Below are 15,532 nucleotides of genomic sequence, written 5' to 3'. Positions count from 1 at the left end.
AGGCACCGAGTGTTGGGGCGAGGACTTTTTGCTTACTTTTTGGTCCCTCAAAAAGTGAGCCGCTGTAAGAGCGGAACCATAGGCCGCCGTTACCTAAATAACGGATATGTACTCCGACAAACCACCCAATAAAACTCTGCTGTGATCTAGAGATCCGCAGCTACCCCCTCATCACCCGCATACATCCACCGCAACAACGAATGCCGCCCGCTGATCCCCAGCTTGATCGCCGCCCGCTTGAGGTAGCTTTCAACAGTGTTGACCTTCAACGCCAACTGCTCCGCCAACTGCGGTGCGGTCCGCCCGGCCAGCAAGCCCACGCACACTTCCAGCTCACGGTTGGACAAGGTCAACCCCGATTGCACCAGACGCTCTTCAATACGCCGACGCAAGGTTTCAAGCCCCTGATTTTTCGCCACCACAGGCGACCCGTCCTGGCGACACGGCTGGATCGCAGTGATGTGCTTCTCGACCATGGGCAGAAGCAGCGTAGAAAAATCCTGCAGCATGCTGCGTTCCTGCGGCGAAAAACTTTCCGATTGATGCGAGCGATACACCGACAGCACATAACGCACATCGTCCTTGCGGCGCGTAAGGTGCAATTGGGCGGCGAGTTGTTCTTGGCCCAGCACCGCCGCCGAGTCGGTGTAGACCGGGCTGATCCGGCGCCGGGTGTGCCCTTCGGCGCTGACCTGCAGTTGGGTGATATGGGTGGCGTCCACTGCCAGTTGGGTCAGGATCAAGTCATGCAGCATGCGCGGGAAATGGCGGCTGCCGGTGCTGGCGATGACTTTGCCTATATGGGGAAACAGGTGTGAGTTCATCAGTTCGTCCATGAATGTCGAGTGCGGGTATTCATCCTTATAACGGCGGGGCTTAACAAGGTAATCGAAGTGAATAACCTGCAGTGATAATGCACCCGCCAAGCACCTATGCTAGTACAGCCTGGGAAAAGCAGGGGGATCCAATCGGCAAAAAAACCAGATTAAAACGCACAACGGCGGTCGGACCAGTCCGACCACCGTCTGTGGGAAAGGATTACCTCAAACCTAGGCCTTATTTCACGGCGTGTTCTTCCACCACGGCGCGGCCCGGTGCCGCACGCGTGCATTTGGCCAGGGCCTGGTGGATATCGGCCAACAGGTCGGCGATGTCTTCAAGCCCGACCGACAAGCGTACCAGGCCTTCGCTGATACCGTGCTGCGCGCGTTCTTCGGGGGTGTAGGTGGAGTGGGTCATGCTCGCCGGGTGCTGGGCGAGCGATTCAGCGTCACCCAGGCTGACGGCGCGAGTGAACAGGTTGAGGGCATTCATGAAGCGCCGGCCGGTGTCGATGCCGCCCTTGAGTTCAAACGCGATCATGCCGCCGGACTGCTTCATCTGCCGCGCCGCCAGGGCGTATTGAGGGAAAGAGCGCAGGCCCGGGTAAGTCACCCACTGCACCGCAGGGTGGGCCTGCAAGGCTTCGGCCACCGCCTGGGCGTTGCTGCAATGGCGGTCCATGCGCAGGGCCAGGGTCTTGAGGCCGCGCATCAGCAAGGATGCGTCCTGCGGCGACATCACCGCGCCGGTCAGATCCTTGAGGCCTTGCAGGCGAATACGTTGCGCCAGGGCCTGGTTGCTCACGGCAATACCGGCGGTGATATCGCCATGGCCGCTGAGGTACTTGGTGGCCGAGTGCACCACCACATCGGCTCCCAGTTCCAGCGGCCGTTGCAGGTAGGGCGTGCAGTAGGTGTTGTCGACCACCACGGTGATATTCGGTTGCTGGTGCGCCAGCTCGGCCACGGCGGCGATGTCCACCAGGCGCAGGTTGGGGTTGGCCGGGGTTTCGCAGTAGACCATGCGAGTAGCGGGGGACAATGCCGCGCGCAGGGCGGCCAGGTCGGTGAGGTCGACGTGTCGCACCCGGATGCCGAACTCGGCAAGGCCATGGTGCAGCAGGGCAAAGGTGCAGCCGTACAGGGTCTGGCTGACGATCACTTCGTCGCCCGGACGCAGCAAGGTCCAGAACGTCGCCGCAATTGCACCCATGCCGGAGCTGAAAGCCACGGCGGCTGCGCCGTTTTCCAGAGCGGCCATGCGTGATTCCAGCAGTGCCAGGGTCGGGTTGGAAATGCGTGTGTAGAAGTGGCCGCCGGCGTCCCCGGCAAAACAGGCAGCGCCATATTCGGCAGTCGGGAACGCGAAGGTGGCCGATAAATAGATCGGCGGTACGAGGGCGCCGTGATGGTCCTTGGGGTCGTAACCGTGGTGGATGGCGCGGGTCGAAAAACCGAATGTAGTGTGTTTATTGTTCATGTCGCACGCTCCTTATTTCCTACAATGCTATGCTCATAACCACAGTTGAACATTGCAAAAAGCCCAGGAAAATCGCGGATTACGGGGCGAATCATCGACAAAAACAACAAATAGAGGCACGTTATGCCCGTGAGTCTGGACCGCACCGACAAAGCCCTTTTAAACGCCTTGCAAGGCAATGCCCGCTTGACCGTGGCCGAGCTTGCCGACCGCGTGGCCCTGACCACTTCGCCGTGCTGGCGACGGGTGCGCAACCTGGAGGAGAGCGGGGTGATCAGCGGCTACCAGGCGATTCTGTCGCCCAAGGCGCTGGGCTATGGCGTCACGGCGTTTGTCAGCATCATGATGGAAAGCCACACCCAGGAAATCGCCCGGGCGTTCGAGCAACGGCTGCTGGAAATTCCCGAGGTCGTCGCGTGCCACAACGTGTCGGGGCGCTATGACTTTTTGCTCGAGGTGGTGGCCAAAGACCTGGAGTCGTTCGGCGAGTTTGCGCGCGAGGTGTTGCAGACGTTGCCCTGCGTTAAAGAAATCTACTCGAGTTTTTCCTATAAGTCGGTGCGGCCTTTGCGGGTGATTCCGTTACTGGGCTGAAGCGGTCTCAAGCACGCCCTCAGTCGACTTTCATATACCCGCGTGGCGTGCTGCCGGTCATGCTTTTGAAGAAGGCGATCAACGCGCTGTCACTGGCAAAGCCCAACTCGAACGCGCAGTAGCCGAGGTTACGCCCGATGGCCAGCAGTTCAATGGCCCGCATCAAGCGCCATTGCTGACGCCATTGCTGATAACCAAGGCCGGTTTCCCGCAGGAATATCCGGCCGATGGTCTTGGTGCTGGCGCCTATCTGTTGCTCCAGGGCTTGCAGGGTCGGCGGTAACCTTTGCAGATCCGCGAGCAAGGGCGCCAGGCGTTTGTCATGGGGCAAGGGCAGGAGCATCGGTTGTGCGGTGGCCGCCTGGATTTCATCCAGGCACAGCGCAAGCAAATGCGCGTAGCGGCCCGTTTGCCAATCGGTATCGAAGGGCGCCATCGCTATGGGTTCCAGCACTGCACGCAGCAATGGGCTGACCTCGATCACCCCAACCTGCGGGGGCAATTGATCGGCCAGTGCCGGGCTCAGATACACCGAGCGATAGTCCACGGTTTTGTGCATCACCGCGCGATGCGGCACGCCGCACGGGATCCACGCGGCGCGCGAAGGCGGCAGCAGGCACAGTTGGTTGTCGAGGGTGATACGGGTGCACCCTCGGCGGGTGAACAGCAGTTGCCCGCGCTGGTGGCGGTGCAGGCCGGAGTCGTGATCACCGAGCAGGGCGGCGATGCCGATGACCGGCGCTGCCAGGTGGTCGGGATCGAAAGGGGCGTCGGCGGTGAGCCAGGCCATAAGTTGTCCGATTTAATGGGTAAATTGTCAAAGTCTGGATAATACCCCACTCCGTAGTTCTTACACTTCTTGCGCTGTTTCAAGCAAAGGAGTTGGGGAATGAAGATTAGAATTTTTTTGCCACTGACGGTGGCGTTACTGATGTTCCCGCAACTGGCCCAAACGCTTTACAGCCCAGCGCTGGGAGATATCGGCCGGGCCTTTGCGGTGGGGCCGGAGCGGGCCGGGCAGACGTTGTCGGTGTACTTTCTGGCGTTCGCTTTTGGTGTGGTGGTGTGGGGCCGACTGTGTGATCGTTGGGGGCGGCGGCCGGTCATGCTGGCCGGATTGGCCCTGTATGTGGCGGCCACGGTACTGGCCCTGGGCATGACCAGCTTCAACGGTTTGCTGCTGGCCCAGGCGTTGGCGGCGTTTGGCGCGGCGGTCGGCTCGGTAGTGACGCAGACCGTGCTGCGTGACCGTTTCCAGGGCGTGCAATTGGCCCAGGTATTTTCGCTGATGGGCATTGCCCTGGCCGCCAGCCCGGCCGTGGGTTTGTTCACGGGCGCCAGCCTGGTGCAGTCCTTCGGTTATCGCGGGGTGCTCAGTGGCTTGTTGCTGCTCTCGCTGGCCTTGTGGGCAGTGTGCTTATGGGCGTTGCCGGAGACACGTCCAGCCTCGCTGCCGACCGCCGCGCTTGGCGAGACGTTGCGGTTGCTGCTCAGGGATGCCGGGATTTGGCGATCGGTGGGGTTGGTGGCGGCGTTCAACATTGCGCTGTTCAGCTATTACAGCCTGGGGCCATTCATCTTTTCGCGGCTGGGTTTGTCTGCCGCCGACTTCGGCTACAGCGGCGTGTGGCTGGCGCTGGGCTCGGGGTTTGGTGCGTGGCTGAACAAACGGCTGCTCAAGCGTGGAATAAATGGCGAGCAATTAGTACTGATCGCCGCCGGTGTCGCGGTGCTGGACGGCTTGCTGGTCGTGCTGCTGCAACACAGCTGGATGTTTGTCTGGCCGATGCTGCTGGTGGTGCTGGCGTTTGGCATGGCCATTCCCAATGTGCTGGGGGCCGCGCTGGTGGCTTATCAGGATCGCCTGGGCACGGCCGCCGCGCTGTTTGGCTTGTTGTATTACCTGGTGATCGGCGCCGGGTTGACCCTGGTCGCCTGGGCCCAGGACCTGGGTTGGAGCCTGTTGGTCTGTGGTTTGGCGGCGCTGTGGCTGGCAGCGCCGCGCGGGCTCAGAAGTTGACCGAAGCGCTCAGGCGCGCGGTCAAGGGCGCGCCCTGGAACAGGTAATCATCGCCCATGTATTCGCCTGCATCGCGCCAGTAGCGTTTGTCGAACAGGTTGTCGACGCTGAGGCGGAACACGGTTTCATAGCCGTCGATTTTGGTGGTGTAGCGGCTGCCGACATTCACCACGGCATAGTCGCCCACCTGCACATTGCCGGTGCGGTCGGCGTACTTCCTGGCGCTGTATTGCACGCCGCCCAGCACGGCCAGCCCATTCATCCACGGCAGGGCGTAATCGGCATACAGGCTGGCGCGCAGTTTGGGTACGTTGATGGCCTGGTGGCCTTCGTAGTCCGGCGTGCCGCTGTTGGTCACGCGGGCGCGAATCGCCGCCACGCTGGTGGCGATCTGCAGGCGGTCGGTGGCCCAGCCGTTGGCGGAGAGTTCCAGGCCGGTATTTTTTTGTTCGCCTTGCTGGACGTAGGTGAAGTTACCGGCACCATCCGGCTTGGAATACTGGTAGGCCTGGCGGGTCTGGAACACGGCGGCGGCGAAGCTGATGCGGCGCCAGTCGTATTTCACGCCAGCTTCGATTTGCCGGGACACGGTTGGGGCCAGGGTTTCGCTTTCGTTCTGCGCAAACCACGGTGCCGTGCCGCCCAATGACAAGCCCTTGCTGTAGCTGGTGTACAGCGAGATATTTTCCACGGGTTTATAGATCAACGAAGCTTGAGGCAGGAATACGTATTGCTGGGTGTGGCGCGCCTGGTTGCCTTGGTCATCGAACGCTTTTTCATCCAGACGCACTTCGCGCCCGCCAATGATGGTTTGCCATTGCTCGTTGAAGCGGATGCGGTCGGTGACGAACAGGCCGTATTGGCGGCTGTCGAGGGTGCGGTGGCTGGGGTTCAGCGGCTTGTCGGCAGGCTCGAAGGTCGGTGCGTCCTGGTTGATGTTGCCGCTGCCGATCCACTCGTTGACGGACTTGCGCTTGTCGATCACCCGGCGAAACGCGCTGGTGCCGACAGTCAGTTCATGGCCCAGTCCGGCAGTGTCGAACAGCCCGGTCATTGCAGCTTGCACTTCATCATCACGGCGCGTGTCGTCGGGGCTGCGGTAATCGTAAATGTCGTAGTTGCCGTCCGGCGTGAAGGAGTTGCCTACGCCGGTCGTGGCGCCTCCCCAGGCAAACGCGCTGTAATCATCAATCACCACTTTGCTGTGGGCGGCACTGAGGCTGCCTTTCCACTGATCACTGAAACGGTATTCAAACTTGCCATTGAGGTTCAGCGAATCGATGCCCACCTGATGGGAGCCACTCTGGTGCCCCAGCAACTTTTTCGGTGACGCGTCATGGGGCACTTCGGTGCCGCCCAGCAGTTGATAACCCGGCACGGAGCGCTGTTGCTTGTTCTGGTATTCCGCGTCCAGTTGCAGCACCGCGTCGGGGCTGATGTTCCAGTCGAAGGCCAGGGACACAAAATCGCGCTGGCCATCGGCGTGCTCGACATACGAATTGAGGTCTTCGTGGGCAACGTTGGCGCGCAGGCCGAACTGTTGCTCGCTGCCAAACCAGCCACCCACATCGGTGGCGACATAACCACTGCCACGGTCGTCAGTGGACACGGTGACCGAACGCACATCCTCCGGGCGCTTGGTCACGTAATTGATCACGCCGCCGGGTTCGGAAATGCCGCTTTGCAAACCCGCCAGGCCCTTGAGCACCTCGACCTGCTGCTTGTTTTCGAGGGCGACGTTCTGCTCGCCGGTGATGGTGCGCCCGTTGATCTTGTAGCTGCTCGCTGCGTTCAGCGAGAAGCCGCGCACCACGAAGTTTTCGTAGTAACCGATGGGCGCATAACTGTCGCCAACCGAGGCGTCGTTGCGCAGCACTTCACTGAGCAGGCGCGCTTGCTGGTCTTTGATCAGTTCGGCGTTGATTACGGTGATTGATGTCGGAGTGTCCAGCAACGGCGCTTCGTTGAAGCCGCCCACCGAGGCGCTGTTGGTGCGATAGCCGGATTCGTCCTGGCCCTGGACGTTTACCGCCGGTAGTTCGATTTCAGCGGCCATGCTGTTGCCCAGGCTGCCGCTGAGTAACAGGCCGAGGGCGAAACGTGAGGTAACGACGGGACGAAAACGCACAACCATGGGGGTAGGGCCTTAATGCGCGGGGCGGGGGGCGCATAAGCTAGGGGGATGTGCCGGGATTTACAAGCTATTGAGAAGGGTTGTGTTGGGTTGTTTTGTGTAAAGCCGACCTGAGTGGTTGAATCAAGAGCCAGATCAATTGCAAAGCAAAAGCCTATCTACCTGATGCAACACGCTCCCACAGTTGATCGCATGCAGCTTTGAAAATGAAGTCGCCTGTTGCTGTTGCTCTGGCCCTTACATCCTTTTCGCTGACGAAGTCGGCGGCCCCCCAGGTCAGTACCAAAAACACACGTCAACCCAAGCGCCTGAGCGTCTCACTGGGCAGCTCCCGAAACAACGCCCGATAACTCTGCGAAAACCGCCCCAAATGCCAGAACGACCAGTTCATCGCCACCTCAGCCACCGTGGCCCGAGTCGAGCTCAACAACTCACGGCGCGCCCCGTTCAACCGGCGCAAGCGCAACCACTGCGCCGGGCTCATCCCGGTGTAAGTCTTGAAGCCTTGCTGCAATTGACGCAACGGCACACCGGCAATCTGCGCCAGTTCCAGCAGGTTGACGGTTTCATCCGGCGCATCCGCCGCCCATTCGCCGATGCGCGCCATCAACAGGCGCTCGTCGCTGCGCCGCTGCAACGAGCTGCGGTCCAGGCACACACAGGCGTTGTCGAGAATAAACAGGCAGTCATCAAGCAGTTGCTGGGTGAGAGCATCACGGCCGATAGGGTCCGTCAGCGCGGACAGCCGCGTCAGCGTGCCACTGAGCCAACGGCTGAACAGCGCGTTCTGCTGGCAGGTCAGCGGCGCCATGAACAACCCCTCGAGTTTCGCCACATCCAAACCATGGCGCTGCACAAACTGCGGGCCGAATACCACCGCCACTTCGCGGTAGTTTTCCGGGGTGATCCAGGTGTTGCGGCTTTCGCCATTGAGCATGTACAGCGCGTTGTCGCTGCCATCGAAACAGAACGCCAGCGAGCCGGGAGGCGCGTTGAAATGCTGTTCGACGCGCGTGTTCATGCACTCTTCGTAGACCTCGACGCCGTGCAGGTCGAGGTAGCGGATCTGCCCGGCAAAATGCCCCGGGGACATCTGCTGGTACTGCTGCACCCAACCGGGTGTCGCACTGCATTGAGTGGCCACATCACCGGTGGTGAAGGCCTGTACGCGCAAAGCTGTTGCCTGTGTCATGGGTAACCTGGGCGCACTCTATTGGTGCGTTGTGGTTGGTGCAAAGTGGATAGATGCTGTTTCAAGGCTGGCCCAAGATAGACCTCAATGCGCCGGGAGTACAAGTCGGCGCAGCATCCAACCCATGACGAGGTCCTTATGAACGCCCCCTTCGATCAGCTGTCCGCCTGGCTGAAAGAACACAAAATTACCGAAGTCGAATGCGTGATCAGTGATTTGACTGGCATCGCACGCGGCAAGATTGCGCCCACCAACAAGTTCCTGCATGAGCGAGGCATGCGCCTGCCGGAAAGTGTGCTGCTGCAAACGGTGACCGGGGACTTTGTCGACGACGATATCTACTACGACCTGCTCGACCCTGCCGACATCGACATGATCTGCCGCCCGGTGTCCAACGCCACGTATGTAATACCGTGGGCCATCGAGCCCACCGCGATTGTGATCCACGACACCTTCGACAAGCAGGGCAACCCCATCGAGTTGTCGCCGCGCAATGTGCTTAAAAAAGTTCTGCAGCTGTACACCGACAAAGGCTGGCAGCCGATTGTCGCGCCGGAAATGGAGTTCTACCTGACCCAGCGCTGCGAAGACCCGGACCTGCCGCTGAAAACCCCGGTGGGCCGTTCGGGCCGGGCCGAAACCGGGCGTCAGTCGTTTTCCATCGACGCCGCCAACGAATTCGACCCGCTGTTCGAAGACGTCTATGACTGGTGTGAACTGCAGGGTCTGGACCTCGACACACTGATCCACGAAGACGGCCCGGCGCAGATGGAAATCAACTTCCGCCATGGCGATGCCCTTGACCTGGCCGACCAGATCACCGTGTTCAAGCGCACCCTGCGTGAAGCCGCGCTCAAGCACAATGTGGCCGCGACCTTTATGGCCAAACCGGTGGCCGACGAGCCGGGCAGCGCCATGCACCTGCACCAGAGCGTGGTGGATATCGCCACCGGCAAACCGGTGTTCGTCGACGCCGACGGCAAGATGAGCCAACTGTTTTTGCATCACATCGGTGGCCTGCAAACGTACATCCCCAAGCTGCTGCCGATGTTTGCGCCGAACGTGAACTCGTTCCGCCGCTTTTTGCCGGACACCTCGGCGCCGGTCAACGTGGAGTGGGGCGAAGAAAACCGTACCGTCGGCCTGCGTGTGCCGACCTCCAGCCCCGACGCGATGCGCGTGGAAAACCGCCTGCCGGGCGCGGATGCCAACCCCTACCTGGCGATTGCCGCGAGCTTGCTGTGCGGCTACCTGGGCATGATCGAGCAGATTGAACCGAGCGCGCCGGTGGAAGGCCGTGCCTATGAGCGCCGCAACCTGCGCCTGCCGTTCACCCTCGAAGATGCCCTGGCGCGCATGGAGGACTGCGACACGGTCAAGCAGTACCTGGGCGACAAGTTCGTGCGTGGCTACGTGGCGGTCAAACGCGCCGAGCACGAAAATTTCAAGCGGGTGATCAGTTCCTGGGAGCGTGAGTTCCTGCTGTTGAGCGTCTAAAAAACCAATAAAGGGGTGTCGATATGCGTCTTGTGAAAAAGCTTCTCCCGCTGGCTCTCGTCGCGGCGTTCAGCAGCAGCGGCCAGGCCGCCCAGACGGTCAGCGTCTATAACTGGACCGACTATATCGGCGAGACCACCTTGGCCGATTTCCAGGCCAGGACCGGGATCAAGGTGACCTATGACGTATTCGACTCCAACGAAACCCTGGAAGGCAAGTTGCTCGCCGGGCGCACCGGCTATGACGTGGTGGTGCCGTCCAACCACTTCCTGGCGCGCCAGGTAAAAGCCGGCGCGTTCTTGAAACTCGACCGCTCGCAGCTGCCCAACTTCAAGAATCTCGACCCCAAACTGCTCAAGCTGCTGGAGAAAAACGACCCCGGCAACGCGCACTCGGTGCCGTACCTGTGGGGCACCAATGGCATCGGCTACAACGTCGACAAGGTCAAGCAAGTGCTGGGCATCGACCACATCGACTCATGGGCGGTGCTGTTTGAGCCGGAGAACATCAAGAAGCTCAACCAGTGCGGCGTAGCCTTCCTGGATTCGGCGGATGAGCTGTTCCCGGCGATCCTCAACTACATGGGCAAAGACCCGCGCAGCGAAAACCCCGAGGACTACAAACAGGCCGAAGCCAAGCTGCTGACGCTGCGCCCGTACATCACCTATTTCCATTCTTCCAAGTACATCTCCGACCTGGCCAACGGCGATATCTGCGTGGCCTTCGGCTATTCAGGCGACGTATTTCAAGCCGCCAACCGCGCCAGGGAAGCCAGGAACGGCGTGAATATCGCCTACTCGATTCCCAAGGAAGGCTCCAACCTGTGGTTCGACCTGCTGGCGATTCCAGCCGATGCCGGCAACCCGAAAGAGGCCCACGCCTTTATCAATTATTTGCTCGATCCTGAGGTGATCGCCAAGGTCAGTGCCGCGGTCGGTTATGCCAACGCCAACCCGGCGGCCAAGCCCTTTATGGCGCCGGAGCTGGTGAACAACCCTGAGGTGTACCCGCCCCAGGAAGTGCTCGACAAACTGTATATTTCCACCACGCCGACCCCGGCGACCATGCGCCTGATGACCCGCGCCTGGAGCAAAGTGAAGACCAACAAATGATCCAGTCCAATGACCACGCCCGGTCCTACTACCGGGCTTCGGCCAACGCCATGCCGGAGCGCCCGTCGCTGAGCGCCGACCTGAGCGCTGATGTGTGCGTGATCGGCGGCGGGTTAACCGGCGTCAACACCGCGATTGAACTGGCCCAGCGCGGGCTCTCGGTGATCCTGCTGGAGGCCCGGCGCATCGGCTGGGGCGCCAGTGGGCGTAATGGCGGGCAACTGATTCGCGGCATCGGCCATGACGTGTCGGGCTTCGCCAAGTATGTGGGCGAGGAGGGCGTGCGTTACCTGGAGCGCGCCGGGATCGACTCGGTGGCGCTGGTGGGCGAGCGCATTGCCCAGCACAGCATTGACTGCGATTTGCGTTGGGGCTTTTGCGAACTGGCCAACACCCCGGCGCAGTTTGCCGCGTTCAAGGGCGAGCAGGCGGGCCTGGCAGCGCTGGGTTATGCCCCTGAAACCCGTCTGGTCGGCCCGCAAGACATGGCGCAGGTGGTGGGCTCCAGCGTCTACGCTGGCGGCCTGGTGGACATGGGCTCCGGGCACTTGCACCCGTTGAACCTGGTGCTGGGCGAGGCGCAGGTGGCCGAGTCGCTGGGGGTGAAGATTTTCGAACAGACCCCGGTGCTGGAGTTGGTGCACGGCGATACGGTGCAGGTGCGTTGCGCCGGCGGCACGGTGCGTGCGGCTAATCTGGTACTGGCCTGCAACGCGCATTTGGAGGAACTGGAACCGCGCTTGAGCGGCAAGGTGCTGCCGGCGGGCAGCTACATCATCGCCACCGAGCCGCTGTCGGTCGAACGGGCCCAGCAATTGATCCCGCAAAACCTCGCCCTGTGCGACCAGAAAGTCGGGCTCGATTACTACCGGCTCTCGGCTGACCGGCGCCTGCTGTTCGGCGGCGCCTGCCATTACTCGGGGCGTGACCCTGCGGATATTGCCGCGTATATGCAGCCCAAGTTGCTCAAGGTGTTCCCGCAGTTGGCCGGCACCGCCATCGAGTTCCAGTGGGGCGGCAAGATCGGCATCACCGCCAACCGCTTTCCCCAGGTCGGGCGCCTCAAGCAATACCCGAATGTGTTCTATGCCCAGGGCTATTCCGGGCATGGCCTGAACGTGACCCATTGGTGCGCGCGCCTGCTCGCCGAAGGCATTCACGCCGGCGCAAGCCACGGCCTGGATATCTTCAGCCAAGTGCCGCACATGACCTTCCCCGGCGGCAAGGCCTTGCGCTCACCACTGCTGGCGTTGGGGATGCTGTGGTACCGGTTGCGGGAAATGCGCTGACCGCCAGCCGCGTTTAACCGGATGAGCCTGAGGGGAAAAGATTGAGGCAAGGGCATGAGTGGCTGACATTGGATCGAGTATGGCCGGGGCGATGAGGCCACCCGTTGCGCTGGCCTTTACAGGGTTTGCGTCAGCACCTTCCTGAACGTTTCCACCAGCGGCCGCAAATTAACCCGGTGCCACGCCGCCCATAACGGTGTGGTGTAACTCAGCCAAGGCAACTCGCGCAACACCACCCCAGGCGGCGCATTGCGGCTCAACCCCTTTTGCACCATCGCCACACCCAACCCCGAGGCGACGAGGCCGAGGGCGGTAAACGGCTCACTGGCTTCCATGGGAATCTGCGGCGTGAACCCGGCACGTATGCACGCCGCCACAAAGTCGTCCGCCGGGTTGGCGCCAGGTTTGCGTTGCACGCCGATCCACTCCTGATCAGCCAGATGCTCGGGTAGCAATTCGCTGTGGTGCGCCAATGCATGCTGCTCCGGCAGCGCCAGCAGCATCGGGTCGTCCAGCACCTGCAGCGCCGTCAGGTCCGGGTCATCGGTGGCTGGTGGCTCGCCGACCAGGGCAATGTCGAGGCTGCGTTGACGCAAGCCTTCGAGCTGTTCCAGCGACGGCAAGTTGTACAGCTTGATATGCACGGTGGGCCGGTCATCGCGCAATACGCGCAACGCATTGGGCAGCACGCCGGCATGCATGGCGTTTTCGATGTAGCCGATGCACAAACCACCTTCTTCGCCGCGTCCCAGGCGCTTGCCCAGGGACTCCAGGCGATTGGCGTGGGTCAACAGCGCCTTGGTTTCCGCCAGGAACGTCTGGCCATCGCGCGTCAGGCGGATGCGCTGCTGGCTGCGTTCGAACAGGGTCAGGCCCAGGCGCTCTTCCAGCTGGGCGATCTGCCGGCTCAGCGGCGACTGCGAGATATGCAGGCGCTCGGCGGCACGGCCGACGTGTTCTTCTTCAGCGACCACTTCGAAGTAGCGCAGTTGGCGAAGATCAATCATGTGTAAGACCTTGCAGGACTCAAGTTGGTCGCAGTATGTCTTGGACGGTCCGATCTCTGCAATCTAGGATCTGCTCAACGGTCACAGCGACCCACAACCGATTGAGGATCCACCATGAGCTTGAAAGACAAACTGCCCGGCCCGCTGGGCTTTGGCACTGCACCGCTGGGCAATATGTTCCGCGCAATTGCTGAAGACGAAGCCCAGGCCACCGTCGAGGCCGCCTGGAACCATGGCGTGCGTTACTTCGACACCGCTCCCTTCTACGGCTCGGGCCTGTCGGAAATCCGCCTGGGCCAGGCGCTGTCGCAGTACAACCGCGATGACTTCGTGCTCAGCACCAAAGTGGGCCGGGTGATTCTCGATGAAGTCGAAGAAAGCGCCCGCGACCTCGGCGAAAAAAGCGGCGTGTTCGAACACGGCCGTCCCAACAAGATGCTCAACGATTACAGCGCCGACGCCACCTTGCGGTCCATCGAAGACAGCCTGAAGCGCCTGCAAACCGATCGCCTGGACATCGTGTGGATTCACGATATCGCCCAGGATTTCTACGGCGACCAATGGCTGGACTACTTCAACCAGGCGCGCACCGGTGCCTTCAAAGTGCTGACCCGCTTGCGCGAAGAAGGCGTGATCAAGGCCTGGGGCCTGGGCGTCAACCGCGTTGAACCCTGCGAGCTGACCCTGGACCTCAGCGACGCCCAGCCCGATGGCTTCCTGCTGGCCGGCCGCTACACTTTGCTGGACCACGAACGTGCCTTGCAGCGTTTGATGGACGCAGCCTTGGCGCAGAATGTCGAGATTGTCGTCGGCGGGCCTTACAGCTCCGGCATTCTGGCCGGTGGCGCGCACTTCGAATACCAGCAGGCGAGCCCCGCGATCATCGATAAAGTCGAGCAGATCAAGGCGATTGCCCAGGCGTTCGGGGTCAGCGTAAAAGCCGCAGCCCTGCAATTTTCCCTGGCGCATCCGGCCGTGGCGGCGGTGATTCCGGGTGCCAGTCGTCCGGGGCGGATTGCCGAAGACGTTGCGGCGTTGTCAGAGAAGATCCCGGCAGCCTTCTGGCAGGCGCTGCGCGATGCCCGGTTGATTTCGGCCCGTGCGCCTCTGCCGCTCTAACTTCAGGAGTACCACCGATGAACATTGATGTAAGCGGCAAAGTAGCCATCGTCAGCGGCAGCACCGCCGGTATTGGCCTGGGCATCAGCCAGGCGCTGGCAGCCTGTGGCGCCACCGTGGTGGTGATCGGGCGCGAATCGGGCAAGGTCGACGACGCGCTGGCAAGCATTCGCCAGGCGGTGCCGGGCGCTGATCTGCGCGGGCTGGTGGCCGACCTCGGCACCGCCGCAGGCGCCCAGACACTGTTCGCCGCCGAACCGCGTGCCGACATCCTGGTCAACAACCTGGGCATCTTCAACGATGTGGATTTCTTCGACGCACCCGACAGCGAGTGGACGCGCTTCTACGAGGTCAATGTGATCTCCGGCGTACGCCTGGCACGGCATTACACGCCCGGCATGGTCGAGCAGGGCTGGGGGCGGGTGATCTTCCTGTCGTCGGAGTCCGGCGTGGCCACACCGGCCGACATGATCAACTACGGCGTGACCAAAAGCGCCAACCTCGCGGTTTCCCATGGCCTGGCCAAGCGCCTGGCGGGCACCGGCGTGACGGTTAACGCAGTGCTGCCGGGGCCGACCTTTACCGACGGCCTGGAGCAGATGCTCAAGGACGCCACACAAAAGTCCGGGCGCAGTGCGCGGGACGAGGCCGACGTATTTGTACGTAACGCGCGGCCGACCTCGATCATCCAGCGCGCGGCGAATGTGGATGAAGTGGCGAACCTGGTGGCGTACATTGCTTCACCGCTGTCTTCTGCAACCACAGGCGCTGCGCTGCGGGTCGACGGTGGTGTGGTCGACAGCATGGCGATCTGAAATCTTGTTTTTTCTGGGGTATTTAGTGTGGCGACAGCTTCTTCTGTGATTGAAATTCCGGTGTCGGCCGATCAGGTCTGGCAATTGGTCGGTGGCTTCAACGCGCTGCCGGATTGGCTGCCGTTTATCGTCAAGAGCGAGCCGAGCGAGGGCGGGCGCGTGCGCCACCTGCAAACCGCGGATGGCGGTGTGGTGGTCGAGCGTTTGCAGCGTTTTGATAACGTAGCGCGCAGCTACAGCTACACCATCGAGCAGTCGCCGTTTCCGGTGAGTGCCTACCTTGCGACCTTGCAGGTTGAGGCGCTCACCGACAGCTCGGCGAAAGTGACCTGGTCCGGCGTGTTCACCCCGGCAGCCGGAACCACGGATGCGGCGGTGGAAGCGTTGTTCACCGGTGTGTACGGCGACGGCCTCGAGGCGTTGCGCGCCAACTTCTAACTAACAGGCAAAGC

General features: G+C 61.6%; 14 protein-coding genes. 8 read left to right on the top strand and 6 right to left on the bottom strand.

Features of this window, described 5'->3' with window-relative positions:
- Nucleotides 1-146 precede the first annotated feature (146 nt).
- Both BFP92_RS26595 and BFP92_RS26590 read right to left on the bottom strand, forming a co-directional pair.
- Nucleotides 147-824 (bottom strand): helix-turn-helix transcriptional regulator, encoded by a 678-nt coding sequence (locus BFP92_RS26595; RefSeq protein ID WP_170875875.1) that lies wholly within the window; start codon nt 822-824, stop codon nt 147-149.
- A 232-nt stretch (nt 825-1,056) separates the two neighbouring features.
- Nucleotides 1,057-2,301, bottom strand: coding sequence for a methionine gamma-lyase (locus tag BFP92_RS26590; protein ID WP_065931796.1), 1,245 nt, complete (start codon nt 2,299-2,301; stop codon nt 1,057-1,059).
- A 123-nt stretch (nt 2,302-2,424) separates the two neighbouring features.
- Here BFP92_RS26590 and BFP92_RS26585 point away from each other — a divergent pair, with 123 nt between their 5' ends.
- Nucleotides 2,425-2,895, top strand: coding sequence for an Lrp/AsnC family transcriptional regulator (locus tag BFP92_RS26585; RefSeq protein ID WP_065931795.1), 471 nt, complete (start codon nt 2,425-2,427; stop codon nt 2,893-2,895).
- Nucleotides 2,896-2,914: 19 nt separating this feature from the next.
- Here BFP92_RS26585 and BFP92_RS26580 read toward each other — a convergent pair whose 3' ends face one another.
- A complete protein-coding gene (locus tag BFP92_RS26580) occupies nt 2,915-3,685 on the bottom strand; it encodes an AraC family transcriptional regulator (protein ID WP_065931794.1) in 771 nt (256 codons plus the stop codon).
- Between the two features lie 99 nt (nt 3,686-3,784).
- Here BFP92_RS26580 and BFP92_RS26575 point away from each other — a divergent pair, with 99 nt between their 5' ends.
- Nucleotides 3,785-4,915: an MFS transporter gene (locus BFP92_RS26575; RefSeq protein ID WP_065931793.1), complete on the top strand. Its 1,131-nt coding sequence runs from the start codon at nt 3,785-3,787 to the stop codon at nt 4,913-4,915.
- Here the strand turns inward: BFP92_RS26575 and BFP92_RS26570 are convergent.
- Nucleotides 4,905-7,049 (bottom strand): TonB-dependent siderophore receptor, encoded by a 2,145-nt coding sequence (locus BFP92_RS26570; protein WP_065931792.1) that lies wholly within the window; start codon nt 7,047-7,049, stop codon nt 4,905-4,907. The genes BFP92_RS26575 and BFP92_RS26570 overlap by 11 nt on opposite strands.
- A gap of 295 nt (nt 7,050-7,344) precedes the next feature.
- Nucleotides 7,345-8,241, bottom strand: a complete 897-nt coding sequence (locus BFP92_RS26565) for a helix-turn-helix domain-containing protein (protein WP_065931791.1) — start codon at nt 8,239-8,241, stop codon at nt 7,345-7,347.
- Between the two features lie 138 nt (nt 8,242-8,379).
- On the opposite strand from BFP92_RS26565, the gene BFP92_RS26560 reads away from it, so the two are divergent.
- From BFP92_RS26560 to BFP92_RS26550, 3 genes are read left to right on the top strand one after another with little or no spacing between them, the layout of a single operon-like run.
- Nucleotides 8,380-9,738 carry a glutamine synthetase family protein gene (locus BFP92_RS26560; RefSeq protein ID WP_065931790.1) on the top strand — a complete coding sequence of 453 codons (1,359 nt, stop codon included), beginning with the start codon at nt 8,380-8,382 and terminating at the stop codon, nt 9,736-9,738.
- A 23-nt stretch (nt 9,739-9,761) separates the two neighbouring features.
- Entirely contained in the window at nt 9,762-10,850 is a 1,089-nt protein-coding gene (locus BFP92_RS26555; RefSeq protein ID WP_065931789.1) for a polyamine ABC transporter substrate-binding protein, read from the top strand.
- Nucleotides 10,847-12,139 (top strand): NAD(P)/FAD-dependent oxidoreductase, encoded by a 1,293-nt coding sequence (locus tag BFP92_RS26550; protein WP_065931788.1) that lies wholly within the window; start codon nt 10,847-10,849, stop codon nt 12,137-12,139. Before BFP92_RS26555 ends, BFP92_RS26550 begins: the two co-directional genes overlap by 4 nt.
- A gap of 116 nt (nt 12,140-12,255) precedes the next feature.
- Here the strand turns inward: BFP92_RS26550 and BFP92_RS26545 are convergent, their stop codons facing one another.
- Nucleotides 12,256-13,146 carry a LysR substrate-binding domain-containing protein gene (locus BFP92_RS26545; protein ID WP_065931787.1) on the bottom strand — a complete coding sequence of 297 codons (891 nt, stop codon included), beginning with the start codon at nt 13,144-13,146 and terminating at the stop codon, nt 12,256-12,258.
- Between the two features lie 114 nt (nt 13,147-13,260).
- On the opposite strand from BFP92_RS26545, the gene BFP92_RS26540 reads away from it, so the two are divergent.
- The 3 genes from BFP92_RS26540 to BFP92_RS26530 are packed head-to-tail and all read left to right on the top strand — an operon-like array spanning nt 13,261 to nt 15,518.
- Entirely contained in the window at nt 13,261-14,265 is a 1,005-nt protein-coding gene (locus tag BFP92_RS26540; RefSeq protein ID WP_065931786.1) for an aldo/keto reductase, read from the top strand.
- Nucleotides 14,266-14,282: 17 nt separating this feature from the next.
- Nucleotides 14,283-15,080 (top strand): SDR family NAD(P)-dependent oxidoreductase, encoded by a 798-nt coding sequence (locus tag BFP92_RS26535; protein WP_065931785.1) that lies wholly within the window; start codon nt 14,283-14,285, stop codon nt 15,078-15,080.
- 27 nt (nt 15,081-15,107) lie between these two features.
- Nucleotides 15,108-15,518 carry an SRPBCC family protein gene (locus BFP92_RS26530; protein WP_065931784.1) on the top strand — a complete coding sequence of 137 codons (411 nt, stop codon included), beginning with the start codon at nt 15,108-15,110 and terminating at the stop codon, nt 15,516-15,518.
- Nucleotides 15,519-15,532: the final 14 nt, after the last annotated feature.

This window comes from Pseudomonas sp. 58 R 3 (assembly GCF_900006605.1).
Lineage (GTDB): Bacteria > Pseudomonadota > Gammaproteobacteria > Pseudomonadales > Pseudomonadaceae > Aquipseudomonas > Aquipseudomonas salomonii.
The sequence above is the reverse complement of the archived record's forward strand: the minus strand, read 5'-3'. Positions and strand labels throughout refer to the sequence as shown.